Source organism: Ochrobactrum teleogrylli, assembly GCF_006376685.1.
GTDB classification, from domain to species: domain Bacteria; phylum Pseudomonadota; class Alphaproteobacteria; order Rhizobiales; family Rhizobiaceae; genus Brucella; species Brucella teleogrylli.
Genome location: NZ_VEWL01000005.1, coordinates 29,966 through 55,218 on the forward strand (window position 1 = coordinate 29,966; position 25,253 = coordinate 55,218).

Sequence of the window (25,253 nt, forward strand, 5' to 3'; positions counted from 1 at the left end):
TTCCTTCAAACCATCTGGAGCGATACATGCCGCATCGACCCGTCAGTTACAAGGCAAGTCCACGCGACATGCCGCCGCGTTTTTTGCCCTTTCGCAGATCAGGCACAGCGGTTAGTGATGGTGCGGGGAAAAGGAGAGACGCAATCATGCCCGTTAGGCTGAAGAAACTGATCGGCACATTTCTGCTGGTAACGCTGGTGATCGTCTATGCGGTTCTGGCCACGATCATCGCCGTCGCGCATCTCGGCAATTCTCCGGCATGGGTGCATCTCCTCTATTTCATTGTTTCAGGCCTGCTCTGGGTCCTGCCAGCCATGGCGATCATCTGGTGGATGGCGCAGCCACCGCGTAAAAAGCAGCTCTGAGCATATTCAAGGGGCGCAATACAGCATGACTGAGCGGGGCAACATAGCGGGATCGGCCACGCTTACGGAACGCATTATCAGCGATTTTTCCGAAATCGAGCGTCTCTGGGCGATAGGGCCTGCCCTGCACGGCGCACCGCAATCCTTCGCCTGGATTGATTGCTGGCAACGTTGCGTCAACAGCGACTGTTTCGTCGCGGGAATTTTCGATGCTGATCGCCCCGTCTTTCTCCTGCCTCTGGAAGTTATCCGCCAGAATGGCATGAAAATCGCGCGCTATCCCGGCGGCAACCATGCCAACGGTAATTTCCCATGGTTGGCCGCAGCACGGTCATCCGCAGTCAACCGCAAAGCTCTGGACCGGCTCATTGCCGCCATATGCAAGGCGCGACCGGATATCGACGCTTTGGCGCTGACGCGCCAGCTTGACGCCGTTGATGATATCGACAATCCGCTTTTTACCCTTGGGCAGAAACGAAACCCGAATCCGGTCCTGATGGTCTCGCTTGATGGTGGTTTTGACGCGGTGCTTAATCGCACCAACCGTCGCCGCAGATTGAAGAAGCACCGCCAGCATGAGCGCCGCTATCAGGAAGCCGGCGGCTGGCGCATTGAACAGCCGCAGACACAGGACGAATCCGACCGCGTTCTCGACCTTTACTTCGCCATGAAAGCCGGACGTTTCCGGCAGATGGGCATAAGCGACCCGTTTGCCGACAAAGCCGTACAGGCTTTTTTCAAGGCACTCTACGGGCAGGCTCTCACGGCACCATCGCCGATCTGCGAATTGCGGTTTTTGGAAGTGGCCGGCATTATCCGCTCGATCGTCGGCAAAAACCTCACCGCCACTGGACCGACAGCCGAATTTGCCGCCATCGCCGATGACGATATGGTCCATGCCAGCCCCGGCGAATTTCTGTTCTTCGAAGACATAAAGCGCTGTTGCAATGCCGGTTATGCGGTCTACAGTTTTGGTGTAGGCGATGAACCCTACAAGCGCGACTGGTGCGATATCGAGCTTGAAATCTTCGACACCGTTCTGCCGCTCTCGGCCAAAGGCAGGCTTTTTGTGGCGCTGCAAGCCGCACGCAGCGCTGTCGCCAGCACAATCAAACGCAATCCCCGGCTCTGGCGACTCGCCAAGCGCATCCGAGCAAGGCTTGCCCGGAGGTAAATAGCGATTTTGATTCAGCTTTCCGCTTTAAGACGCTGTTTTTGAATCGAATTATGCGCGTGGCTGCGGGGTCTTGTCGTCCATCAGAATGACGACATCTTCATAGCCACCCTGATCAAGATCGAGTGCGGCAAGCGCTACATCATTGTTCTCGGGATCGACAATGCTCATCACAACCGTCGCGTCATTATCAGCAACACGGCGAATCTGTGCAGAGGAAGATGGGCCGCATTCCACGATCACGAAGTCATAAACGGTTTCGAGCGCATCGAGAATGAGCGGCAGACGATCAACGGCGCGCATGGCTTCAACCGGGTCTGCTGCACCGAGCGGCACGACATGCGCCTGCGAAAAGCGGTCGCTATGAATGACTTCATTGAAGCGTTTCTCGCCAGTTAGAAGCTCGGTGATGCCGGGCAGTTTATGCCCGTCGAGCATTGCGCTCCCCACCGTGCCCTGAGCTGTCATATCCACCAGAAGCGCACGCTTGCCACGGTCGGCCAGATCGCGCAACAGCCGCACAGTCGTTGCCGACGCTTCGTCGCCTTCGGGCGAAACCACAACAATGCGCTTGTCGCGACCATCCAGCAGGCGGTTGGCGATGGCTTCCACGCCATTCGGGTTCTTCGGTGCAGACATGGTCGTCTCCTTCGCCGATGGCGCAGGTGTCGTCCGTGCGTCAGAGCCAGACGATCTCGTGATAAAAGGCACTGTCCAGGACCGGCGCGGAGCAGCAAGCGGCACTTCCTGCTCGGAAAGGGTCGGCGGAACGGCAGCCGCTTGGGCGGCAGCGGTAATCACCGGCATTTCGATTTCCTCGACAGCCTCGACGCGTCGGCCATCGGCGGTCACGAAGGCCCGCCCGCTGAACAGTTCACGCAGCAACACGAAGATCGAGAGTAACAGCAGCCCCGCCACAAAGGTTGCAGCAACAGTCGGCAAAACCATTGGGAAATAGGGAAGCGCTGGTGCGTCGCCCGACAGAATGCGTGCATCGACAGGCACATAATTGCGATCAATACGGGAAGCTGCCTCACGATAACGGGTCAAATAGGTTTCCAGAAGCTCGCGCTGCGCTGCCGCCTCGCGTTCGAGTGCGCGCAACTCGACTTCCTGATCGCCTGCCTGCGCGGCTTGCGACTGCACGCGGTTGAGTTCGCGGGTCAGCTCGTCTTCACGCAGCTTTGCCGTCGTGACATCGTTTTCAAGACTGGCAAGCAGCTTGCGCCCTTCCGCCTTGGTCTGGCGATCAAGGTCGGCCAATTGCGAGCGCAGCGCCTTGATGCGCGGATGGCCATCAAGAAGCGTCGTCGACAAATCGGCAATCTGGGCGTTAAGTTCGATGCGGCGCTCGGCGAGCCGCTGCATCATGCCGGAAGCAACAACTTCGGGCAGCGTATCGACCGGTGTGCCTGCAGAAAGCGCCTTGCGAACACTTGCCGCCCTCGCTTCCGCCGTGGCGCGATCAGAGCGCACACGCGTCAAGTCCGTCGAAACTTCGGAAAGCTGCTGCGATGCAATCGTATTGTTGGTCTGCCCGGTCAATAATCCACGCGAGGCGCGGTAATCGGCGACTTTTTTCTCGGCATCGCGTACACGTGTGCGCAAGTCTTCGATTTCCGGCGCAAGCCAGTTAGTCGCATCGTCATTCGATTGCAGCTTCGCCGCGCTCTGTAGCGCGATATATTCTTCCGCGACTGTATTGGCGATTTGTGCAGCCAACTGAGGATTAGCAGAGGTGTACTGCACTGCGATAACGCGCGAGCCCGTGATATTATATACTTGCAGGTGCTTACGCAGTCGCTGCAGAACCCGCTCATCGGGAGAGAGTTTCTCCGGATCGGCTATCATGCCGAGAAGAATAAGAATCCGGGTGTAAGGCCTTACTTCAATTGAAGTAAAAGCCTCATTCTTCGGCAAATCCAACTTGTCGGAAACACGTCTCATGAGATCGTTGGACGTCAGAATCTCTATCTGGCTCTTCACGCCTTCCGGGTCCAGCACCGGGCGCTCAGCAGGATTATCTCCATTGGGCCGCGTGAACACGGACTCGCGAGTTTCGATAATGATGCGGGTTTCCGCGCGGTAATCCGGCGTCAAAAGCAGACAAATGATCCACGCCAGCGCCGCCATGAGAAGAGCGCCACCAACAATCAAAAGCCAGTTACGGCGCAAGCTTCCAAAAAGCGCGCCTATATCGATGTCTGCGTCTTTCAACGACGAATCGACTTCCGCCATTTCGTTACTCCGCGGGCGCCCGCCGATCATTGACAATCGTCATTCCATCCAGGCCGCATACCCATTTCCGGCCGGAAAAGTAAACGCTTAAGGTAACCATAGAGTTAAGCACTCGACTTTCTGCGTTCTTCATGGGGCATCGCTGACAAAACCACGCAGGATCGTTTTCTATATATTTCAAAGTGCTTAAATGCTCTCGTTACTCTGTCGCCCTCTTCTGGAAAGTTTTTTGACCATCGCCGCACATCTTTACCAGCCATTAACCCTAATCAATCGATAACGCAGTGACAGGAATTCATCTGATCGCGCTTCGGCACCGGTCAGTTTCCATAAATGCGGGTGATGCTTTTCGGGGATACCGAGGCGAGACATGATGGCGAAGACAATTCACAACAAGCGCACAGGCCGTGCTTTGCTCACGGCGCTCGGTCTTGCGGCGATGACGCTGTCATCCGCCTGCACGAGCTACCGCCCTGCACCGCCGGCTTTTCACGAAGCGCTGAACCAGCCCTATATGCTGGATGCGGGCGACCGCGTGCGCATCACCGTTTTCGAACAGGCAAGCCTGACCAACACCTATAGCGTGGATCAGGCAGGCTACGTGGCTTTCCCGCTTGTCGGCAGCATTCCAGCGCGCGGCAAGACCGCAAAGCAGCTTGAAGGCCTGATCGCATCGAAACTGCGCGGCGGTTATCTGCGCGACCCGGATGTCAGCGTGGAAATCGACCGCTATCGCCCGATCTTCGTCATGGGCGAAGTGGGTGCAGCCGGGCAATATTCCTATGTGCCGGGCATGACGGTGCAAAAAGCCATTGCAGCCGCAGGCGGTTTCAGCCCGCGTGCCAATCAGGAGAATGCCGATATCACCCGCCAGTTCAATGGCAAGGTGCTGACAGGCCGGGTTCTGATCTCCGATCCGATCCTGCCCGGTGATACGATTTATGTCCGCGAACGTCTGTTCTGATGGCGATTGATGGCTGATGACAACACCGTTTCCCCTCTGCGTATCGTCCACTGCTTTCGCGAGCCCACTGGCGGATTATTCCGCCATGTCCGCGATCTGGTCGGCGTACAGGCGGAAAAAGGTCACCTTGTCGGGATCGTCTGCGACGCAACAACAGGCGGTCCTAGAGAGGACGCGCTTCTAGAAGAATTGCGGCCCAAGCTTGCGCTGGGCCTGCATCGAATTGCCATGCAACGCCATATTGGTATCGGCGATGCAGCGGCAGCGTTCAAAGCATACCGCGTTGTCAAGAAATTGCGGCCGGACATTTTGCATGGGCATGGCGCCAAAGGCGGCGTCTATGCCCGGTTGTTCGGCTCTGTTCTACGGGTTTTTAGGTCTCGCGTAGCCCGTATCTATTCACCGCATGGCGGAAGCCTGCATTTCGACCAGAAGACACGCCGCGGCGGCGCTGTCTTTCTGGTCGAGCGACTTCTCGCCCCGATGACCGATGCGGTCATGTTCGTTTCCAACTTCGAGAAACGAACCTATGAGGAAAAGGTCGGACGGCCTTATGGCCTCCATGCGGTGGTCTATAACGGCCTGGCCGATGACGAATTCATTCCCGTTCCCGACGCGCCCGATGCCAGCGACCTTCTGTTCGTCGGCACGATGCGCGATCTGAAAGGCCCGGATATCCTGATCCGCGCCATCGCAGAGCTGCGTGATCAGCACGACCTGCCGCTCAGCGCCACCATGGTCGGCGATGGCGCTGAAAAGCCGACCTTTACGGCGCTTGCAAGCGAACTTGCCCTTGGCGCACAAATTCGGTTTCTGCCCGGCATGGCGGCGCGCGATGCATTTGCCCTTGGTCGCCTGATGGTGGTTCCTTCCCGTGCGGAGGCTTTTCCCTATATCGTGCTGGAAGCGCTCGCTGCCGGAAAAACCGTCATCGCCAGCCGCGTCGGCGGTATTCCAGAGATATTCGGCCCCGCATCTCCCGCCCTGTTCGAGCCGACCGTGGAAGCGCTGGTCGCCAAAATCCTTGAACTCAGAGCCGACAACGGCGATTTCGATGTGCAAATGCCCGAAAATTCACGACTTCGTGAACGTTTCAGCGTGCAGTCCATGGCTCATTCTATAGAATTGATTTACCGTGAAACACATTCTTGAGTATTCAGCAGGTCCGATACCTGCGTGTTTCAGAGATTTCTTAGGAATCTGACGGTACACATCCTCCTGTAAACTGATAAGCGAGACATTATCGTGCGGGACAATGATGCTTTTTCTCCATTCGGACGCAAGGCGATTGAAGCCAGCGCCAAGCAGGATTCGAAGCCGCAAGAACCGGTGGAACTCAGCCCTCTGGCGCGCAGCATAGCCGCGCAATATCAGCGGGACACGTTTTCGCCGCTCATGCTCAGCGGCGTCGTGCGTCTGGTTGAGTTCGGCCTCATCTTCCTGATGGGCATATTAAGCCTTGGCTATTATGTCGGGCTTCAAAGCGATTATCTGCTCTATTACCCGCTGATCGTCATCGCTGGCGGCGTGCTTTATGTCGCTCTGATGGAAATCAATGACGGCTATCAGGTCAACATCCTCAGAAGTCCCACCCACCATTTGCGGCGGCTGATCATCAGTTGGGCGGCAACGCTCGGCACGCTTGCACTGGTTGGCTTTCTCTTCAAGGTCTCGGCGCATTTCTCGCGCGGCTGGTTCCTCATCTGGGCCGTCAGCACCATCGCCGTCATTCTAATATCCCGCCTTTTCATTGCCTGGAAAATCCGCCGCTGGGCACGCAATGGCACTATGGAACGCCGCGCCGTGATCGTTGGCGGCGGCCCCAATGCCGAAGCGCTGATCCGCTCTCTTGAGCAGCAGCCCGATAACGATATCCGTATTTGCGGTATTTTCGACGACCGCGACGACAAGCGCTCGCCGCCCGTGGTCGCCGGTTATCCCAAGCTCGGCAATATCAACGAACTGATCGAATTTGCGCGCATAGCGCATATCGATCTGCTGATCGTGTCGCTGCCGATCAGCGCGGAAGCGCGTGTCCTCGCCCTTCTCAAGAAGCTCTGGGTGCTGCCCGTCGATATTCGTCTGTCCGCGCTCAACAATCACCTGCGCTTCCGTCCGCGCTCTTATTCCTATGTCGGCTCGGTGCCGATGCTGGATATTTTCGACAAGCCGATCAACGACTGGGATTCGGTCGCAAAACGTATTTTCGACATCGCCTTCAGTCTCGTTGGCATTGTGGTGCTGTCGCCGATCATGATTGGCGCTGCTATCGCCATCAAGCTCGACAGCAAGGGGCCGGTTTTCTTCAAGCAGAAGCGCCATGGCTTCAACAATGAAGTCATCAACGTCTGGAAGTTCCGCTCGATGTATACCGAGCAGTGTGACCCGACGGCGCGCAATGCGGTGACGAAGAACGATCCGCGCGTTACCCGCGTGGGACGCTTCATCCGCAAGACATCAATCGACGAACTGCCGCAGTTCTTCAACGTCGTCGCCGGATCGCTATCGCTGGTCGGTCCGCGCCCCCATGCCGTGGCAGCGCATTCCAACAATCTTCTCTATAATGAAGTGGTCGATGGCTATTTCGCACGCCACCGCGTCAAGCCGGGCGTGACCGGCTGGGCCCAGATCAATGGCTGGCGCGGCGAGATCGACAATGAAGAGAAGATCATGATGCGCACTGAATACGACCTTTATTACATCGAAAACTGGTCGCTCTGGTTCGATCTCAAGATTCTTTTCCTGACACCCATTCGCCTTCTCAACACGGAAAACGCTTATTGAGCCAGGCAGCGTCCATAGTTGCGCCGATGCGCAATTCAGCGCCCCCTGAGGGCGCGACGGCGCATCAACGCCGGGGGCTGAACCGCCTGATCGTCAACTTCGCAGTTGGGTTGGGCGTGTTTCTGCTGGGTTTCGTGCTGAGCGAACCTGCGCCTTATGAAGTTTATATGGCGGGGCTGATTGCTATTGCGCTGCTGTTCGGACTTCGCCTGAGCCGAACCAACCTCGTTCTGCTGGCTATCCTCGCGGTCTTCAACTTTGGCGGGGTCCTGTCGACCTTGCAGATGGCCGACCTCAAAAACGCGCCGCTTTATATCGCCGTTTCGCTGTTCCTCGCCTTCACTTCGGTTTTCTTTGCCGCAATGATCGAGATGGATTACCGGCGGCTGCAAACGATCTTCAAGGCCTATCTGTTTGTCGGCCTGATCGCCGCCTTTCTCGGTATTGCGGGCTATCTCAGTCTATTCCCCGGTGCCGATCTCTTCACGCGCTACGGGCGTGCCAAAGGCGCGTTTCAGGACCCGAACGTGTTCGGTCCATTTCTTATTCTGCCGTTGAGTTGGACGGTCTACCGCATCCTCAGCGGACGTGCGCGCGACATGCTGGTCTATCTGCCTGCGGCCGCCATCCTGACGCTCGGCGTGTTGTTCTCGTTTTCGCGCGCAGCCTGGGCGATGGTGCCCCTCGCCTGTATGGTGATTCTGCTTACGCTCTATCTGCAAGCAAACAATAACCGCTTTCGCCTGCGCCTCATCGTGCTGTCCTTGCTGGCGGTTGCCGCTGTGGTGATCGGGCTGCTGATCCTCATCGAAATCCCCGGCATCGGCGATTTCTTTCTGCAGCGCGCGCAACTCGAACAAAGCTATGACGCCGATCGTATGGGGCGCTTTGCCCGCCACTGGTATGGCATGGTGCTTGCCACCCAGCATCCACTCGGCATCGGCCCGCTGGAGTTCGGTCCGATGTTCGGCGAAGACACGCATAACAACTGGCTCAAAGCCGCGCTCGATTATGGCTGGGTGGGCTTTGTGGCCTTCGTCACGCTGACATTCATGACGCTTGGCATCGGCTTTCGCCTGCTGTTCCGCAACAGGCCGTGGCAGCCTTATCTGCTCTGCGCTTATGCGACCTATCTGGGGCATGTGCTGATCGGCAATGTTATCGACACCGATCATTGGCGGCATTTCTATCTGCTGTTCGGGATCATCTGGGGTTGCGCCGGGCTTGAATATAAATACCGGCGTCAAAATTCCCGGCCCGTCGTCCGCCAGCCAGCACAAGCATAGGAGCCCACTTGCAGTTCATCACCTATGCCGCCGCCGCAATCTGCGAAATCGCCGGTTGTTTTGCTTTCTGGGCGTGGCTGAAACTCGATAAATCGCCGCTCTGGCTCATTCCCGGCATGGCGTCGCTGGCGCTCTTCGCCTACTGCCTGACACTGATCGAGAGCGATACGGCGGGCCGCGCCTATGCGGCCTATGGCGGCATCTACATTGTCGCCTCCATTTTATGGATATGGATTGCCGAAGGGGCAAAGCCGGACCGTTGGGATATGACCGGCGCATGCGTGGCTCTGGCAGGCACCTGCATCATCCTGTTCGCCCCGCGGACTTAAGCGATACTGGTAGTTTTCCAGATATCAATTGTGCGCATTTTGCCTTTTTGCCACTTTTAGGGCTTGCGGAAAATACCTTTGCATTCTAAGGCTTTCCCCGGCTCGGAGCGTAGCGCAGCCCGGTAGCGCACTTGACTGGGGGTCAAGGGGTCGTGGGTTCGAATCCCGCCGCTCCGACCATTTTCTTCCCCATATTGTTTTTTCTGAACAATCTCCGCTTTGCGGAGAGCGACAAACCGGTTTAACTCCACCATAAATCATGCGGAGGAGTTCGAGCTTGAAAAACGTCCTGATAACCGGCGGTAGCCGTGGCATTGGCAGAGCAACGGCATTGCGGTGCGCCGCGGACGGTTGGTCCATCGCCCTCAATTACGCCGGAAACACCTCGGCAGCAGCGGAAACTACCGACGGTCTGAAACGTGCAGGCGCCAAAGCCATTGCGCTGCAAGGCGATATTTCACACGAAGAAGACGTTATTTCCATTTACGACCGCGCGGAACAGGAATTGGGCAAGCTGCAAGGCGTTGTTTTGAATGCCGGTATCGTCGCGCAGACGATGCCGCTCGCCGAGATGAGCGCGGAACGTCTGCGCACCATGTTCGATGTCAATGTCTACGGCACCTATCTCTGCGCACGCGAAGCAGCGCGCCGCGTTCAACCGGGCGGTTCCATCGTCATCGTTTCCTCGATGGCGGCAAAGCTCGGCTCACCGTTCGAATATGTGGATTATGCAGGTGCCAAGGGCGCGCTCGACACGTTGACCATCGGCCTGTCGCGGGAGCTCGCGCCGAAAGGCATCCGGGTCAATGCGGTTCGCCCCGGTTTGATCGAAACGGAAATCCACGCGAGCGGCGGCAATCCCGACCGGGCCAAAACGCTCGGTGCCGGAACCCCGATGGGACGCGCAGGAAAAGCCGAGGAAGTCGCGGAAGCAATCTATTGGTTGCTCAACGACGCCCCCGGCTACACGACCGGCTCGTTCATCGAGGTCGCAGGTGGGCGCTAAAACCTACGCAGGCCTTTTTGATCGTGGCTCGTCAGTCATGTGGACCTGATTGAGTTATAATCGCGCCATGACACATGACCCTCTCAAACCAAGTGGGTTTGGCATCGCAGTCAACTGCATAACATTGATCTGGATCACTAGTCATCCAGCACGCAAAAGCGCTGGAACTACTGACGAGAAATGTGGCTATGGTGCCGGCTAAAATGAGTCTTTTCATGGCAATTTCCTTTAGCAAAACAGGCGTCATTAGACGCCTGTTCAGAGAATTGCGCATGTCCAAACCTGACTTCCCTTGAACTTGCTCACTTGTCGCCGGGGCGCTGACCGGAATTACATGTCCCGGAGCTGATACGACTCTGGAACATAGCGGTAGCCCGCGCCGTCCTTCTCCAGATAAGCCACTGCCGGGAAAGGCATATGATATCCGATGAAAGGCAGGCGCTCGGTCGCCAGCATGTCGAAGACGCGCTTGCGCGTCGCGACGGCGGCCTCCTTGTCCACATCGAAAGCCACGTGCCAGTCGGGCCGCTGCAACGTGATGACAAAATGATTGGCGGTGTCCGAGATCAGCATCAGCTGCTTGCCGCCGGATTCGACGCGGAATATCAGGTGGCCAGGCGTGTGCCCGAAAGCCGCCAAAGCATGAATGCCTGAGACGACTTCGCTGTTGTCTTCCAGAAAGGTGATCTTCTCGGCCAGCGGTTTCACATTCTTGCCGACAAGCTCGGCACCACCCTTCATCGGACTATCCAGTCGTGCGGGGTCGGTCCAGAAATCGAACTCCTTTTGTCCGGCTGCATAACGGGCATTGGCGAAGGCAGGCTTACCGTCTTCCATAAGGCCGCCAATGTGGTCGCCATGAAAATGGCTGAGCACGACGAGCGAAACGTCAGAGGCCTTATAGCCTGATGCTTCCAGCGCACTGACAAGTTTGCCCTGCCCGTTTGCGCGCGCACCGGCACCCATGCCCGTGTCGAATAGGACGAGGTCCTTGCCAGTGTTGATCAGCACCGGCGTAAAGCTGTTCACAAATCGGTCGGCAGGCAGCATGTTCGTTTCAAGCAGCGCAGCGACTTCCTTCGGGTCCTGATTGATCGCATAGGTTTTTTCAGGCGCCTCGCCTGCCCGGCGTCCATCAGACAATGTGGTGATTTCAAATTCACCGAGCTGGAAGCGATGGAAACCCGGATTTTCAACTTGCGACGGTTTTTGCACGTTTGAACTGCCCGTTTCGGCTGCTGCTTGGGCAAGGGCCAACGGCGAAAGCGCCATCCCCGCACCGGCAGCAGATGCTGCAACAATGAAATTACGTCTTGAGATGGTCATTGATCGATCTCCTGGCATAATTGTGAGTAAGAATGACAGGATAAACGAAAACAACAGCCGATCCACGACAGAAGCAATCAAGTTAATGTTGGCAGCAATTTCGTCATGCATCTTGCCACAGCACCAGCGAGACACTATCTATCTGGCGCGCGGGACGACCCGCGCCACTGTTTGCATAGGGGACGGCCCCATAGGAGCATCCTATGTTACGGCCAATCGAACCAACCAGCATCAAGCACATCGTCAGGTCTAGAAACACTGGCGGCCAATTGGCCAGCCTTGGCGGTTCGCACGTTTTTTTGCTTGGGACACCAACCACACCGGGACTTTGAGAAACTGATTCATCGAAACAGTTTAAGTCTTTGATTTTACCCATTTCCAAAAATGGAGCATACAAATGGCATGGGTCTATCTGGCTATCGCCGGCATTCTTGAGGTCGTCTGGGCATTCTTCATGAAAAAGTCGGAAGGCTTCTCTCTTCTGACACCCAGCATCATCACACTGGTCACGATGATCGGCAGCTTCCTGCTGCTTTCCATCGCCATGCGCAGCCTGCCGCTCGGCACGGCCTATGCGATCTGGACCGGCATCGGCGCAGTTGGCGCTTTCGTAGTCGGCATCTTCATTCTCGGGGAAACCGCAAGTTTCTTCCGCGTTGCAAGCGTTATGCTCATTCTCGCGGGCATCATCGGCCTGAAACTCTCGTCCAGCTGACGATATAAAAAAGGGAGGCCACGGCCTCCCTTTTGTCGATCCTAGCGAACCTGATCCAGCAATCGCTTGCACTCCAGAAGATCGAAAAGCGCTTCCTGCAAGAGCGAGCGGTTGTCCTTCGACGGACGCTTACCGTCCGCGCCAATGGGGCCGTCATCCTCGCCTTTCAGCAAGCCGAACAGCTTGCGTGACGGCTGCGGCGCCTTGATGCCACTCGGCAAGGCCATTTCATTGTCGGCAGCTTCTTCCGCTGCACGCTTGTCAGCCGCAGCCTGCTTCTGGCGCGAGATGACTTCGATGGCCTGCACATCGCCATTGCCCAGAGCAATGATAAACTGCGGATTGTTTTCGCGCAGCAGACGCTGCACGCCCTTGATCGTATAGCCTTGATCGTAGAGCAGATGGCGAATGCCCTTGAGCAGCTCAACATCGATTGGACGATAATAGCGGCGACCGCCGCCACGCTTCATCGGCTTGATCTGTGTAAAGCGCGTTTCCCAGAAACGCAGCACATGCTGGGGAAGATCAAGATCCTCCGCAACCTCACTGATCGTCCTGAATGCATCAGGGCTCTTGTCCATCCACCTGCCCTTTCCAGCAGCAACGGCCCGCTCACCGAGCGATATCCGTATAGGCTTTGAAATTCCACTTGCGGTCCGCACGATACACGGACAGTGACAATAAGGCGGAATGCCACCAGTTTTCAAAAACCGTGGCCTACTTATACTGTCCGAACGCCGATTGAAACCCGAGGCGTTTCACGCTGAAACTCTTTCCGAAAAGCCTGTGCGCTCCCGGATTCGAATATTAGCGAAATGATTCGTTCCACTATATCCATTATATAATATCAGAGCTTTATGCGCATCCCTTCACATGGATGGCGCTCAACAGCCAGCTTCTGACAGAGGAATAGCGGGAGCACATGGGGCGAGACGGCACCGCCTTCCGGCGAAGCAGGTCCTGTTCCGCGATGTGAGATGGATCAAGACGGCAGCGCAAAAGCAATCATCGCCCTGCGCCAGAACGCGCAAGCCGCCGCTTTTGCCACCTGATCTGGAAAAACAAATGCCGCCCGAAGGAACTGGGGCGGCATCGATCTGGATTATTTGCTCTTGGTTTCGCGCTTCTGATGTTCCTGCAGAATGCGCTGCTTGAGAACATTGGAAGCCTTGAAGGTCATCACGCGTCGCGGAAGAATTGGTACTTCTTCGCCGGTCTTCGGATTGCGACCGATACGTTCGTTCTTGTCGCGGACCTGAAAAGTGGCAAATGACGACAGCTTCACTGTTTCGCCATTGACGATTGCGTCACAGACCTCATCGAGAATCATCTCGACCAAAGCCGCCGACTCCGTTCTGGAAAGACCGACCTTACGGTAAACAGCCTCTGCCAGATCAGCCCGCGTGACCGTTTTACCTCCCATAACCGAACCCACCTGGTTAGCGTTTGAACAGATAATATCCTTACGTGACAGGACGTTACACAAATAAAAGCGGCTCGGTCAAGCCGCGAGTTCCCTCGCGGTGGATCAATTTTGTTGCTTTTCTTTTCCGATCCGATTCCGAACGTGACCCGACGCGCCTGTTTTGTGGCAATTGGCTTACCAGCGCAGCAAAACCGCACCCCAGGTAAATCCGCCGCCCATGGCTTCGAGAAGAACCAGATCGCCCTTCTTGATCCGGCCGTCGGCAACGGCTGTCGCCAGCGCCAGTGGCACCGATGCAGCCGAGGTGTTGCCGTGGCGGTCAACGGTGATGACGACCTTGCTCTCGGCGATATTCAGCTTCTTGGCCGAAGCATCGATGATGCGCTTATTGGCCTGATGCGGCACAAACCAGTCGATATCGTCTGCCGTAAGGCCCGTTTCCGCGAAGGAAGCTTCGATAACGTCGGTGATCATGCCGACAGCGTGTTTGAAGACCTCACGGCCTTCCATGCGCAGGTGGCCGACGGTCTGCGTCGTCGAAGGGCCGCCATCCACATAGAGCTTTTCCTTGTGGTTGCCGTCCGAGCGCAGATTTGCAGCCAGAACGCCACGGTCCGAGGTCAGGCCCTTGCCTTCGGCAGCTTCCAGCACAACAGCGCCAGCGCCATCACCAAACAGAACGCAGGTTGTGCGGTCGGTCCAGTCCAGAATGCGCGAGAAGGTTTCCGCACCAATGACCAAAACGCGCTCGGCCATGCCGCCGCGAATATAAAGGTCGGCGGTGGTGATCGCATAGATGAAGCCGCTGCAAACGGCCTGCATATCGAAAGCGAAACCGGAGGTAATGCCAAGCTCACGCTGGATTTCTACCGCACTCGCCGGGAACGTGTTGTTCGGCGTCGATGTGGCGACCAGCACAAGGTCGATATCGGATGGCTGCAGGCCTGCATTTTCGATGGCCGCGCGCGCGGCGGCTGCACCCAGCGAAACCGTGGTTTCGCCCTCACCCGCGATATGGCGTTGGCGAATGCCCGTGCGCTGCACGATCCATTCGTCCGAGGTCTCTATGACACCCTCAAAATCGGTGTTCTTCATGACCCGCTTCGGCAATGCCGAACCGATACCCCGCACGACAGATCGTATCATTTTTTATTCCTGTCCTCATAAGCGAACGGAACGGGGCTATTGCCCGCACCGTCGAAATCCGCGCCCGTTCAGGGCAAATAATTACCTGGCCGCTTCGCCGCCTTCACTGGACGAAACATGCGGGTGACTGTGGTGAAAATGCGCCAGATCGGCTTCAATTTTCTGCAAAAGACGATTGCGCACCATGTCGTAGCCCACTTCGACTGCCGAGCAGAAGCCTTCGGCGCTCGCGCCGCCATGGCTCTTGATGACAATGCCGCTCAAGCCAAGGAACACGCCGCCATTGACCTTGTTCGGGTCCATCTTTTCGCGAAGGCGATCAAAAGCGCCCTTGGCAAAGACATAGCCGATCTTGGCCAGCAAAGTGCGGCTCATGGCCTGACGGAGCAATGTCGCCATCTGACGCGCCGTGCCTTCAGCGGCCTTCAGAGCGATATTGCCGGTGAAGCCTTCGGTCACCACGACATCAACGCTACCTTTGCCAATGTCGTTGCCTTCCACGAAGCCGGAATATTGCAGACCATCCAGCGGCGTATCGCGCAGGATCTGCCCGGCTTCCTTGATTTCATCGAGGCCCTTGACCTCTTCCGTGCCCACATTCAGCAGGCCGACCGTCGGCTTGCGCACTTCAAAAAGCGCCCGCGCCATGCCAGCGCCCATGACGGCGTAATCGACCAGCTGACGCGCATCGGCCCCAATCGTCGCGCCAACGTCCAGCACGATGCTTTCACCGCGCAGCGTCGGCCAGATGCCCGCAAGCGCCGGACGTTCGACATCCGACATCATGCGCAGGCAGAATTTCGACATGGCCATGAGTGCACCGGTATTGCCCGCGGAAACGCAGGCATCGGCTTCACCCGTCTTCACCGCTTCAATGGCCTTCCACATCGTGGACTTGCCGCGCCCGTTGCGCAGCGCCTGGCTTGGCTTGTCGTCCATACCGATGGCGACTTCGCAGGCACGAAACTCGGATGCGGCCTGCAACTTCGGAAAGCGCGCCAGCACCGGTTCAACCTGTCCGGCCAGACCGAAAAAGATAAAACGCATGTCGGGGTGGCGCTCAAGCGCCTTTGCCGCGCCGGGGACGACCACTTCAGGACCGAAATCACCGCCCATCGCGTCAATCGATATTTTTACCACTCTTGATTATTCCTGTTCGATCCCTGCTCGCCCCCTGCTCCCGGGCCGCGCTCGGGGCGCGACAGGGCTTTCGGCGAAAATAGTGGTTTTGCGTTACCGTACAACAATATTCTGTCAAACGCGGCGCAAATCACCGTCAATTACGACTTGTCGCGCCATTCCGACAGCTTTGCAAAGGGCGAAACAGGCTTGTCACCCTCATCACCGGCATCGCCAAAGACCTGAGGTTCTGCTTCGTCAGGCAAACCGGGTTTGCGCGGATAAGGATCGATAGCCAGTTCGAAGAACTCTTCGGCAACCGCGCCCACATCAATCCGGTCGCCAACAAAGGTTTCCGGGCTATCGGCACCGTCTGCATCCAGCATCATTTCACCGCTTTCGTCGAGTTGAACGCGGGCCAGACGCGAATTTTCCGGCACGAAGATCGTATCGACTTCTTCCGCAATCACATTGGTCAGCGGCTCCAGCGTGGTGACACAAGCCTGCACGATTTCCGCATCGATGCGACCGCGCACACGAATGCCGTCTTTTTTCCACGGCGTCAGCAGAAATTCAGCCGAGAACGCGTTCACCGCCTCAAGCGCATGGCTGGCGGCAAGCGCGGCGCGTTCTTTCTCATCGGTGCCGATTGTCACTGTCACGCCCTTCTGGGGCAGGTGCAGAACCGGAACGGGATAGGTCAGCGCCGGCTTGTCAGTCATTTTGTTTTGCCTCTTCAGTATTATCATGCGTCAGCGCGAGCGCTGGATCTTCGGCATCCATAAAGGAAATCTCGCCAGCCACCAGAGTGCTGTCGTCGATTGCGCGCAACCGGTCGCGACAACGCAGAACATATTCGCCTAAATGGCGAGCTTGTGGCCAAAATTCCAGATCAGGCCGAATATTTCGCGTCAGCGCGGCTGCTAGCGCTTCCGCATCGTCGGTGTCTAGCGCCGCGCCGTAGGTGGCGACCCGGCCATAAAACATGCGGGCAAGTTTTTTCATGCGTTTTGGAACACCCTGATCGCCGATTCCCAACTCGCGCAGCGAGTGGTCGACATCCTTGAAAAACTCGTCGGCCACCTCCTGGGCAAGCGCCATAAGAGCCGGATTGTCGCCGCGCATCCGGTGCAGTGTCAGGAAAATATGCACCGACAACATCTCATACCGGCCAAGTGGCGTATCCGGCACATGAAATTGTGCATAAAACCGTTTTTGCCGCGCCGCTGCCACGATCGCCTCGTAAACGCGAAGCACGATAGCCTCATTGGCCTTCGATTTGCGGCGGAAAAGTTGGAGAATCATCCCTGTACGACCGTTCCAGTTGCATATAGAAGCAAGGTGGTTTACCGAAGTTCTCCCGACGGCGAAAGTGCCGCGCTGATAATAGAATTATGGAGAGGTCTTTGTTGCAGCGGATTTTCTCAACTGTGCGTTCCGGCGCATCAACAGGCGCACGCAAGCAGCGTGCTCTTCTGGCTGGTACGGCAATTCTGTTTTCGGCCGCCCTCGCCGGATGCAACACCGCGTCCACGCTGAACCCGTCCGAGACGCTGACGGAAGGCTATGTGCTGGATCAGCAGGCGCTTGATTCGGTGCCGGTCGGCTCCAGCCGCGAGCAGGTGCTGCTGGCGCTTGGCACGCCGTCGACCACCGCGACCTTCGACAACGAAGTGTTCTATTACATTTCGCAGAAGCGCCATCGCATGGCTCAGTTCATGAAGCCGAAGCTGGTTGATCGCCAGATTCTTGCAATCTATTTCGACAAGGACGGCAAGGTTCAGAATATCGCCAATTACGGCATGCAGGACGGCAAGCTGTTCGATTTCGTATCGCGCACCACGCCAACCGGCGGCAAGGACCAGACCTTCTTGGGCCAGGTTATCCAGGGCGTTTCCAAAGCTCCGACCTCCGTGCCCGGCGCTGGAGCCGGTGGACCGGGCGGCAGCTGATCGCCGCAATATCTTATCCAAAGGAAAACCCGCCTCTCGGCGGGTTTTCTGTTTTCGCGATTTGAAAACGGATCAAGCCATATGCGCCAGCACTGCAAGCAGCAGAAGCGCCACGATATTGGTGATCTTAATCGCCGGATTGACCGCGGGACCGGCAGTATCCTTGTACGGATCGCCAACCGTATCGCCCGTCACCGACGCTTTATGCGCTTCCGAACCCTTGAGGTGCTTCACGCCATCGGCGTCGGTAAAGCCGTCTTCGAAGCTCTTCTTGGCATTGTCCCATGCACCCCCACCGGAGGTCATGGAAATGGCCACGAACAGCCCATTGACGATGACGCCGAGCAGCGACGCGCCAAGCGCTGCGAAGGCCGCCGCCTTGGAGCCCGAAATCATCAGCACGCCGAAATAGACGACGAGCGGCGCCAGCACCGGCAGAAGCGACGGAATGATCATTTCGCGGATTGCCGCTTTGGTCAGAAGATCGACCGCGCGGGCATAATCCGGGCGTTCCTTGCCGGTCATAATGCCGGGCTTTTCCTTGAACTGGCGACGAACCTCCTGCACCACGGCCCCGCCTGCGCGACCCACAGCCGTCATGGCCATGCCGCCAAACAAATAAGGAATAAGGCCGCCGAAAATCAGTCCTGCCACCACATAGGGGTTGGACAGATCGAACGAAACCGGCCCCATATCCGCAAAGTACGGATAGGTCTGACCATTGGCAGCGAAGTAAGCAAGGTCGTTGGAATAGGCTGCGAACAGCACCAGAGCGCCCAAGCCCGCTGAACCGATGGCATAGCCCTTGGTCACGGCCTTGGTCGTGTTGCCGACCGCATCCAGCGCATCAGTGGACTTGCGCACTTCCGGGTCGAGACCCGCCATTTCCGCAATACCACCGGCGTTGTCAGTCACCGGTCCGAAGGCATCGAGCGCCACGATCATCCCGGCAATGCCCAGCATGGCCGTGACCGCAATAGCCGTGCCGAAGAGACCCGCCAGCTGATAGGTGCTGATGATGCCGCCAACAATCACGATGGCAGGCAAGGCGGTTGATTCCAGCGAAACGGCAAGGCCCTGAATGACATTGGTGCCATGCCCCGTCACGGAAGCCTGTGCGATGGAATTGACGGGACGCTTGTTGGTGCCTGTATAATATTCGGTAATCACCACGATCAGACCCGTCACGATGAGACCGATCAGCCCGCAGATGAAGAGATTGGTGCCGGTGATGCTCTTTCCGGCCACAGTGCCGATTTCGCCCCAGCCAATCGTCAGCGTGTTGGCCACCCCAAGCCCGATGATGGACAAGAGGCCCGTCACGATCAGGCCCTTATAGAGCGCGCCCATGATGGAGCCGTTGACGCCAAGCTTGACGAAGAACGTGCCTGCTATCGAGGTGATAACGCAGGCTCCGCAGATCATCAGCGGATAGAGCATGACGCTCGACAACACGTCCGAACCATTGAAGAAGATCGCGCCCAGAACCATGGTGGCGACCACGGTAACGGCGTAGGTCTCGAACAGATCGGCCGCCATACCGGCGCAATCGCCGACATTATCGCCGACATTATCGGCGATGGTTGCCGGATTGCGCGGATCATCTTCCGGAATACCGGCTTCCACCTTGCCGACGAGATCGCCGCCGACATCCGCACCCTTGGTAAAGATGCCGCCGCCGAGACGCGCGAAGATCGAAATCAGCGACGCGCCAAAGCCGAGCGCCACCAGTGCATCGATAACCGTGCGATCGGCAGGCGCATAGCCCAGCCAGACAGTGAGAATGAAATAATAGACGGAGACGCCAAGCAACGCGAGACCAGCCACCAGAAGGCCGGTAACGGCACCGGACTTGAAAGCCATTTCAAGCCCGCCTGCCAGACTCAAGGAAGCGGCCTGCGCTGTGCGCACATTGGCGCGCACTGAAACATGCATCCCGATAAAGCCTGTGACGCCGGACAGGATTGCGCCGATCAGAAAGCCGATGGCGGCGCTCAACGACAGCAAATACCATGCGGCGAGGAACACGACGACGCCGACAATCGCAATCGTGGAATATTGTCGTGTGAGATAGGCCGACGCACCCTCACGGATGGCGCCAGCGATTTCCTGCATACGCGGTGTTCCCTGATCGGCCGCCAGGATCGAACGGATCGACCAGAAGGCGAAAAGAACGGAAACCACGCCGCAGGCAATAACGAGAAGTAAAACTGCCACTCCCATTTGCATAAAGGCCAACTCCTATTGAGTTTGCGCCGGCTACCGTCAGCTTGACCTCAGATAACATCCGATTACTCGGCAATTAACGGCAGGCATATGCGCATGAAGGCCCGAAAACCCCTCCCCGGGCCGATTAGAGCGGCATGGAAAGTGCTTGAAGCCACCACTTCGTACCGGGCTTCAACGGTATAGTTTCATCAGGAACTTAACGCCTTGAAATCAAATAATTACAAAGTTCCCTTGCAGTCGAGCATTCTCAATGCCGCATGACCAACATGCGAAACGGTTTAACAAACGTCAAGACGTTCTTTGCCAGCATACAATGAAAGAAGGGCTGTGATTTCTCACAGCCCTTCTTGCTTTTATCAATCTCTAAAACCGCTCTTAGTGGCGCGGCTTGGTCCCACGGCTTTCACCGCGAATAACGAAGGCAAGGCGGTCGAGCACGGCATTGACGAGCTTCGGCTCGTCTTCGGTGTAGAAAGCCTTGGCGATATCGACATATTCCGAGACAATCACGGCGGTCGGCACATCGTTGCGCGAGGTCAGCTCCCATGCACCGGCGCGCAAGATCGCGCGCAGCGTGGAATCGAGACGCGACAGCGGCCAGTCCTCGGTCAATGCCTGATGGATCATCGGATCAAGCTTGAGCTGGCTGTCGACAACACCGGCGACGATGGCGCGGAACCATTGCGGATCGGCATCGAGATATTGCGTACCATCCACTTCCTTGCCGAGGCGGAAGGCTTCGTATTCTGCGACCACTTCCATCACGCCCGTACCGGCAACGTCCATCTGGTAGAGCGCCTGCACGGCTGCAAGCCGGGCAACGCCACGCTTGTTCGCCGTACGCGGCAGGTTTGGTGTCGGGCGACCTTCTGCGGAAGAACTCATAATATTCACGCTCCGAACTTCTTGCGCAGATCAATCATGGTCAGTGCGGCGCGGGCAGCAAAACCGCCCTTGTCCTTGTCTTCACGACGCGCGCGCACCCATGCCTGTTCGTCATTCTCGACGGTCAGAATGCCGTTGCCGATGGCAAGGCTTTCTTCAACGGCCAAATCGGTCAGCGCACGGCAGGATTCGTTTGCAACGATGTCGAAATGATAGGTCTCACCACGGATCACCGTGCCCAGCGCGACATAACCGTCATATTCGGTGCCGTCATTGTCGGCGCCATCGAGGGCAAAGGAAATGGTGGCCGGAATTTCCAGCGCGCCCGGTACGGTCACGACGTCATAGGTGGCGCCCGCATCGTCCAGAGCCGCCTTTGCGCCATCAAGAAGTGCATCGGCAAGATCGTCGTAGAAACGTGCTTCAACAATAAGCAAATGCGGCGCGCGCGCCTCGTGATCGGACATGAGAAACTCCATGACAAATTTTGCGGACCGCAAGACCTGCGGTCAACGCTTAAATCGGGATATGCTTTTACAGCCTGGAATTTTAGGCTGTAAGCCTATTTCCGATATTGCGCAAGCCTTGCCGCATAGCGTGCGAGCTGGTCGATCTCGATATTCACCTTGTCACCCGCTTTTCGCTGACCCCAGGTTGTCACTTCCAGCGAATGGCGGATGAGCAAAACGTCAAATTCATTACCGTTCACACCGTTGACCGTCAGCGACGTGCCATCGAGCGCGACCGAACCCTTCTGGGCGATGAATGGCGCAAGCTCTTCCGGCGCACGCAGGGTGAAGCGCACCGCGTCGCCCTCATCCTTGCGTGCAACGATTTCCGCCTGTCCATCGACATGGCCGGAAACCAGATGCCCGCCCATTTCGTCGCCAAGCTTCAGCGAGCGTTCCAGATTGATATTGGTTCCATTTTCCCACGTGGAGATGGTGGTCAGGCGCAGGGCTTCTTCCCATGCTTCCACTTCAAACCAGCGGGCATTGGTGCCCTTTTCCGGCAGCGCAACGACGGTCAGGCAAACACCGGAACACGCAATCGATGCGCCAAGCTCGATGGTTTCGGGATCGTAGACGGTCTCGATACGCAGCAACACGCCTTCATTCAGCGGCTTGATCCGGTCAACCTTGCCGATATCGGTAATAATGCCTGTAAACATCAAGACTTCCTTACATATTCCGCATAAGCATCGTCACCGAAACGCGCCTGCCTGAGAATTTTGAATTCTTCTGCGATATGGGTTTCAAGACCGGGCACGGCAACCCCATCGGCAGTACCAATTTCAATTGGCGAGCGGAAGGTAATCAAGCGGTCAACCAGCTTTTCTTCCAGAAAGCTCTTGGCAACACCCGCGCCGCCTTCCACGAGAACGGAACCAATACCCTGCGCGGCAAGGTCGTCCATCAATTCCGGCAAGGCAATCCGGCAATCATGCGCCTCGGTCGCCAGAATGCGGCACCCCGCCGCCTTCAGTTCGTATCGCCGTTCCGGCGATGCATCGTCTGCACAGGCAATCCAAAGCGGCTGCGCATCCGCCGACTGAACCAGCTTCGAAGCCAATGGCAACCGCAAACCACTGTCGAGCACGACGCGGATGGGCGAGCGCTGTTCAAGCCCCGGCAGGCGGCAGTTCAAAACCGGATCGTCTGCAAGCGCCGTTTCGATACCAATCAGGATAACATCAGTTTGCGACCGTAAGATGTGGGATTGGGCGCGCGACACCTGGCCGGTAATCGGCACCTGCCCCTCGCCCTTTTTTCCGATCATGCCATCTGCGGAAAGTGCAAGTTTCAGAATCACTTCCGGGCGTTTCCTGGAAGAGCGATTCAGGTAGCCAGCGAGATCGTCGGCTGCCTTTTCGGCGAGGATGCCCGGCTCCACTTCAATGCCCGCTTCGCGCAGGATGGCAAAACCCTTGCCGCTGACCCGATCATCCGGATCGGTGGCCGCGACGACAACGCGGGCCACACCGGCACGCACCAGCGCTTCAGCGCAAGGCGGCGTGCGACCATGATGGGCGCATGGTTCCAGCGTCACATAGGCCGTTGCGCCTCGAGCCGCCTCGCCTGCATCGGCAAGCGCCTGCGGCTCGGAATGCGGCCTGCCGCCCAGTGCGGTCACGCCGCGTCCGACGATGACGCCATCCTTGACGATCAGCGTGCCGACGGATGGATTGGTGCCCGTCAGCCCCTTGTGACGACGGGCATAACGGATTGTCGCTTCCATGAAGCGGATATCGTCCGAAGTTACGTCGGAATGCGGAAATTCCAGTGCAGTCATGCCTATCTATCCAGATCGTCCTCGGTATCGGGAGCTGCCAGTTCATCGATCACATTATGGAAATCGACGGCCTTGCTGAAATTGCGATAGACCGATGCAAACCGGATATAGGCAATATCATCCACACCCTTCAGCGCATCCATCGCCAGACGACCGATCTCGTCGGATGTCACCTCCGCCTCCCCCGAGCTTTCGAGCTGGCGAACAATTCCGGAAATCGCACGTTCGATACGCTCGCTGTCGACTTCGCGCTTGCGCAGCGCCACTTCGATGGAGCGGGTCAGCTTGTCACGATCGAAAGGCACACGGCGTCCGCTTTTCTTCACGACCATCAGGTCGCGAAGCTGGACACGTTCGAATGTGGTGAAGCGCCCGCCGCAAACCGAGCAGACACGACGCCGGCGAATGACCGCACCATCCTCCGCAGGACGGGAATCCTTCACTTGCGTATCTTCAGATTGGCAATAGGGACAACGCATGGAACTCTTTCACTCACTCTTCGAAGACTGATTCCTACAGATCATAGCTGATCTGCGCCAATGAACCTACCGAATGCGACACACCGGGTATGACGGGCAAAAAAGCCCCGCTCAACAGGGTTGAACGGGGCTTTTGAAATTCAGGCGGTCAGGTTTACCCCTGATAGCCATACATCGGGAAACGGTCAGTCAGAGCGACGACCTTATCCTTCACAGCCTGTTCGACGGCGGCATTGCCTTCATCGGAATTAGCGACCTTCAAACCGTCGAGAACTTCGGCAATCAGCGAGCCGATTTCCTTGAATTCGGTTACGCCGAAACCGCGCGTGGTGCCGGCTGGCGTGCCGAGACGAACGCCGGAGGTGACGAATGGCTTTTCAGGGTCGAACGGAATGCCGTTCTTGTTGCAGGTGATGTTGGCGCGACCGAGAGCGGCTTCCGCACGCTTGCCGGTTGCGTTCTTAGGACGCAGATCGACCAGCATCAGATGGTTATCGGTGCCGCCGGAAACGATATCGAGGCCATGCGACTTCAGTTCTTCCGAAAGTGCGCGCGCATTGTCGACGACGTTTTTGGCATAGAGCTTGAATTCTGGCTTCAGCGCTTCACCGAAGGCAACAGCCTTACCGGCGATAACATGCATAAGCGGACCGCCCTGAAGACCGGGGAACACAGCCGAGTTGATCTTCTTGGCAATGTCCGCATCGTTGGTCAGAATCATGCCGCCACGCGGGCCGCGCAGAGACTTATGCGTCGTCGTCGTGCAGACATGGGCATGCGGGATCGGCGACGGATGCTGGCCACCGGCAACCAGACCGGCAATATGCGCCATATCGACCATGAGATAAGCGCCAACTTCATCGGCGATCTCGCGGAAACGCTTCCAGTCCCAGATGCGCGAATAAGCGGTGCCGCCAGCGAGAATCAGCTTCGGCTTGTTTTCGCGGGCAAGGCGAGCCACTTCGTCCATGTCGAGCAGATGGTCGTCCTGACGGACGCCATAGGACACGACATTGAACCACTTGCCAGACATGTTGACCGGCGAACCATGCGTCAGGTGACCACCCGAATTAAGATCGAGCCCCATGAAGGTGTCGCCCGGCTGCAGCAGAGCCAGGAACACGGCCTGATTCATCTGGCTACCGGAATTCGGCTGAACATTGGCGAATTCGCAGCCGAAGAGCTTCTTGGCGCGTTCGATTGCCAGTTCTTCCACCACGTCCACATACTGGCAGCCACCATAATAGCGCTTACCCGGATATCCTTCGGCATATTTGTTGGTGAGGATGGAGCCCTGCGCTTCGAGAACAGCCCGCGAAACGATGTTTTCCGAGGCGATCAGCTCGATTTCATGGCGCTGACGACCGAGTTCGTTGCGAATTGCACCGAAAATTTCGGAATCGATGTCCTCGAGGCTTGCATTGAAGAAAGCGTCGGAAAACGCATTCTTGGCGGCGGCGTTGGCTTGAGACATTTTCACACCCTCCGGGTCAGCCGGTAAAAGCTATTGGATGAGGCGCATTATCACACTTGAATGC

Annotated in this window: 25 protein-coding genes and 1 tRNA gene; 11 read left to right on the plus strand and 15 right to left on the minus strand. The window is 57.2% G+C overall.

The genetic code is table 11. From position 1 onward, the window contains the following. The first annotated feature begins 146 nt into the window (after positions 1-146). On the plus strand, positions 147-365 hold the full coding sequence (locus FIC94_RS10030) for a DUF2842 domain-containing protein (RefSeq protein WP_109368747.1): 219 nt from the start codon (positions 147-149) through the stop codon (positions 363-365). Positions 366-390: 25 nt separating this feature from the next. Continuing rightward, the gene (locus tag FIC94_RS10035; RefSeq protein WP_140024788.1) at positions 391-1,539 is read left to right on the plus strand and encodes a GNAT family N-acetyltransferase; all 1,149 of its coding nucleotides are present in this window, start codon (positions 391-393) and stop codon (positions 1,537-1,539) included. Positions 1,540-1,590: 51 nt separating this feature from the next. Here the strand turns inward: FIC94_RS10035 and FIC94_RS10040 are convergent, their stop codons facing one another. Beyond that, entirely contained in the window at positions 1,591-3,777 is a 2,187-nt protein-coding gene (locus FIC94_RS10040) for a GumC family protein (protein ID WP_140024789.1), read from the minus strand. A 373-nt stretch (positions 3,778-4,150) separates the two neighbouring features. On the opposite strand from FIC94_RS10040, the gene FIC94_RS10045 reads away from it, so the two are divergent. The 7 genes from FIC94_RS10045 to FIC94_RS10075 all read left to right on the plus strand — a co-directional run bounded on the left by FIC94_RS10045 (position 4,151) and on the right by FIC94_RS10075 (position 10,146). Beyond that, complete coding sequence (locus FIC94_RS10045; RefSeq protein ID WP_371830778.1) at positions 4,151-4,741, plus strand: polysaccharide biosynthesis/export family protein; 591 nt, start codon at positions 4,151-4,153, stop codon at positions 4,739-4,741. A 9-nt stretch (positions 4,742-4,750) separates the two neighbouring features. Then, entirely contained in the window at positions 4,751-5,893 is a 1,143-nt protein-coding gene (locus FIC94_RS10050) for a glycosyltransferase (RefSeq protein ID WP_140024790.1), read from the plus strand. Positions 5,894-5,986: 93 nt separating this feature from the next. After that, positions 5,987-7,525, plus strand: a complete 1,539-nt coding sequence (locus FIC94_RS10055) for an undecaprenyl-phosphate glucose phosphotransferase (RefSeq protein ID WP_140024791.1) — start codon at positions 5,987-5,989, stop codon at positions 7,523-7,525. A 26-nt stretch (positions 7,526-7,551) separates the two neighbouring features. Continuing rightward, positions 7,552-8,811 carry an O-antigen ligase family protein gene (locus FIC94_RS10060; protein ID WP_140024914.1) on the plus strand — a complete coding sequence of 420 codons (1,260 nt, stop codon included), beginning with the start codon at positions 7,552-7,554 and terminating at the stop codon, positions 8,809-8,811. Between the two features lie 8 nt (positions 8,812-8,819). Then, positions 8,820-9,140 carry a YnfA family protein gene (locus FIC94_RS10065; RefSeq protein ID WP_140024792.1) on the plus strand — a complete coding sequence of 107 codons (321 nt, stop codon included), beginning with the start codon at positions 8,820-8,822 and terminating at the stop codon, positions 9,138-9,140. Positions 9,141-9,243: 103 nt separating this feature from the next. Then, positions 9,244-9,320: transfer RNA gene (locus FIC94_RS10070), tRNA-Pro, on the plus strand. Positions 9,321-9,417: 97 nt separating this feature from the next. Then, complete coding sequence (locus FIC94_RS10075) at positions 9,418-10,146, plus strand: SDR family oxidoreductase (protein ID WP_140024793.1); 729 nt, start codon at positions 9,418-9,420, stop codon at positions 10,144-10,146. A 330-nt stretch (positions 10,147-10,476) separates the two neighbouring features. Here FIC94_RS10075 and FIC94_RS10080 read toward each other — a convergent pair whose 3' ends face one another. Beyond that, positions 10,477-11,472: an MBL fold metallo-hydrolase gene (locus FIC94_RS10080; protein ID WP_140024794.1), complete on the minus strand. Its 996-nt coding sequence runs from the start codon at positions 11,470-11,472 to the stop codon at positions 10,477-10,479. Positions 11,473-11,869: 397 nt separating this feature from the next. On the opposite strand from FIC94_RS10080, the gene sugE reads away from it, so the two are divergent. After that, a complete protein-coding gene (gene sugE / locus FIC94_RS10085) occupies positions 11,870-12,187 on the plus strand; it encodes a quaternary ammonium compound efflux SMR transporter SugE (protein ID WP_109368740.1) in 318 nt (105 codons plus the stop codon). A 41-nt stretch (positions 12,188-12,228) separates the two neighbouring features. Here the strand turns inward: sugE and FIC94_RS10090 are convergent, their stop codons facing one another. From FIC94_RS10090 to FIC94_RS10115, 6 genes are all read right to left on the minus strand, one after another. Continuing rightward, positions 12,229-12,768: a MerR family transcriptional regulator gene (locus FIC94_RS10090; RefSeq protein ID WP_109368739.1), complete on the minus strand. Its 540-nt coding sequence runs from the start codon at positions 12,766-12,768 to the stop codon at positions 12,229-12,231. A gap of 521 nt (positions 12,769-13,289) precedes the next feature. Continuing rightward, positions 13,290-13,610 carry an integration host factor subunit alpha gene (locus FIC94_RS10095; RefSeq protein ID WP_078340512.1) on the minus strand — a complete coding sequence of 107 codons (321 nt, stop codon included), beginning with the start codon at positions 13,608-13,610 and terminating at the stop codon, positions 13,290-13,292. Positions 13,611-13,787: 177 nt separating this feature from the next. Then, positions 13,788-14,759, minus strand: coding sequence for a beta-ketoacyl-ACP synthase III (locus tag FIC94_RS10100; protein ID WP_109368738.1), 972 nt, complete (start codon positions 14,757-14,759; stop codon positions 13,788-13,790). A gap of 81 nt (positions 14,760-14,840) precedes the next feature. After that, on the minus strand, positions 14,841-15,899 hold the full coding sequence (gene plsX, locus FIC94_RS10105; protein ID WP_109368737.1) for a phosphate acyltransferase PlsX: 1,059 nt from the start codon (positions 15,897-15,899) through the stop codon (positions 14,841-14,843). 140 nt (positions 15,900-16,039) lie between these two features. Next, positions 16,040-16,600 (minus strand): YceD family protein, encoded by a 561-nt coding sequence (locus tag FIC94_RS10110; RefSeq protein WP_121535733.1) that lies wholly within the window; start codon positions 16,598-16,600, stop codon positions 16,040-16,042. Further along, positions 16,593-17,183, minus strand: a complete 591-nt coding sequence (locus tag FIC94_RS10115) for a ubiquinol-cytochrome C chaperone family protein (RefSeq protein ID WP_109368735.1) — start codon at positions 17,181-17,183, stop codon at positions 16,593-16,595. The genes FIC94_RS10110 and FIC94_RS10115 overlap by 8 nt, the downstream gene beginning before the upstream one ends. Positions 17,184-17,272: 89 nt before the next feature. Here FIC94_RS10115 and FIC94_RS10120 point away from each other — a divergent pair, with 89 nt between their 5' ends. Next, positions 17,273-17,830, plus strand: a complete 558-nt coding sequence (locus FIC94_RS10120; protein ID WP_109368734.1) for an outer membrane protein assembly factor BamE — start codon at positions 17,273-17,275, stop codon at positions 17,828-17,830. A 72-nt stretch (positions 17,831-17,902) separates the two neighbouring features. Here the strand turns inward: FIC94_RS10120 and FIC94_RS10125 are convergent, their stop codons facing one another. From FIC94_RS10125 to glyA, 7 genes are all read right to left on the minus strand, one after another. Continuing rightward, positions 17,903-20,059 (minus strand): sodium-translocating pyrophosphatase, encoded by a 2,157-nt coding sequence (locus tag FIC94_RS10125; protein WP_124915615.1) that lies wholly within the window; start codon positions 20,057-20,059, stop codon positions 17,903-17,905. Positions 20,060-20,434: 375 nt separating this feature from the next. Then, positions 20,435-20,944 carry a transcription antitermination factor NusB gene (nusB, locus tag FIC94_RS10130; protein WP_109368732.1) on the minus strand — a complete coding sequence of 170 codons (510 nt, stop codon included), beginning with the start codon at positions 20,942-20,944 and terminating at the stop codon, positions 20,435-20,437. Positions 20,945-20,949: 5 nt separating this feature from the next. Continuing rightward, a complete protein-coding gene (locus FIC94_RS10135) occupies positions 20,950-21,411 on the minus strand; it encodes a 6,7-dimethyl-8-ribityllumazine synthase (RefSeq protein WP_109370205.1) in 462 nt (153 codons plus the stop codon). Positions 21,412-21,506: 95 nt separating this feature from the next. Next, positions 21,507-22,115, minus strand: a complete 609-nt coding sequence (locus FIC94_RS10140) for a riboflavin synthase (RefSeq protein ID WP_109368731.1) — start codon at positions 22,113-22,115, stop codon at positions 21,507-21,509. Then, positions 22,115-23,236, minus strand: a complete 1,122-nt coding sequence (ribD, locus tag FIC94_RS10145) for a bifunctional diaminohydroxyphosphoribosylaminopyrimidine deaminase/5-amino-6-(5-phosphoribosylamino)uracil reductase RibD (RefSeq protein ID WP_140024795.1) — start codon at positions 23,234-23,236, stop codon at positions 22,115-22,117. The genes FIC94_RS10140 and ribD overlap by 1 nt, the downstream gene beginning before the upstream one ends. 2 nt (positions 23,237-23,238) lie before the next feature. Beyond that, positions 23,239-23,715 (minus strand): transcriptional regulator NrdR, encoded by a 477-nt coding sequence (gene nrdR, locus FIC94_RS10150; protein WP_109368729.1) that lies wholly within the window; start codon positions 23,713-23,715, stop codon positions 23,239-23,241. Positions 23,716-23,869: 154 nt separating this feature from the next. Continuing rightward, a complete protein-coding gene (gene glyA / locus FIC94_RS10155; protein WP_109368728.1) occupies positions 23,870-25,189 on the minus strand; it encodes a serine hydroxymethyltransferase in 1,320 nt (439 codons plus the stop codon). Positions 25,190-25,253: the final 64 nt, after the last annotated feature.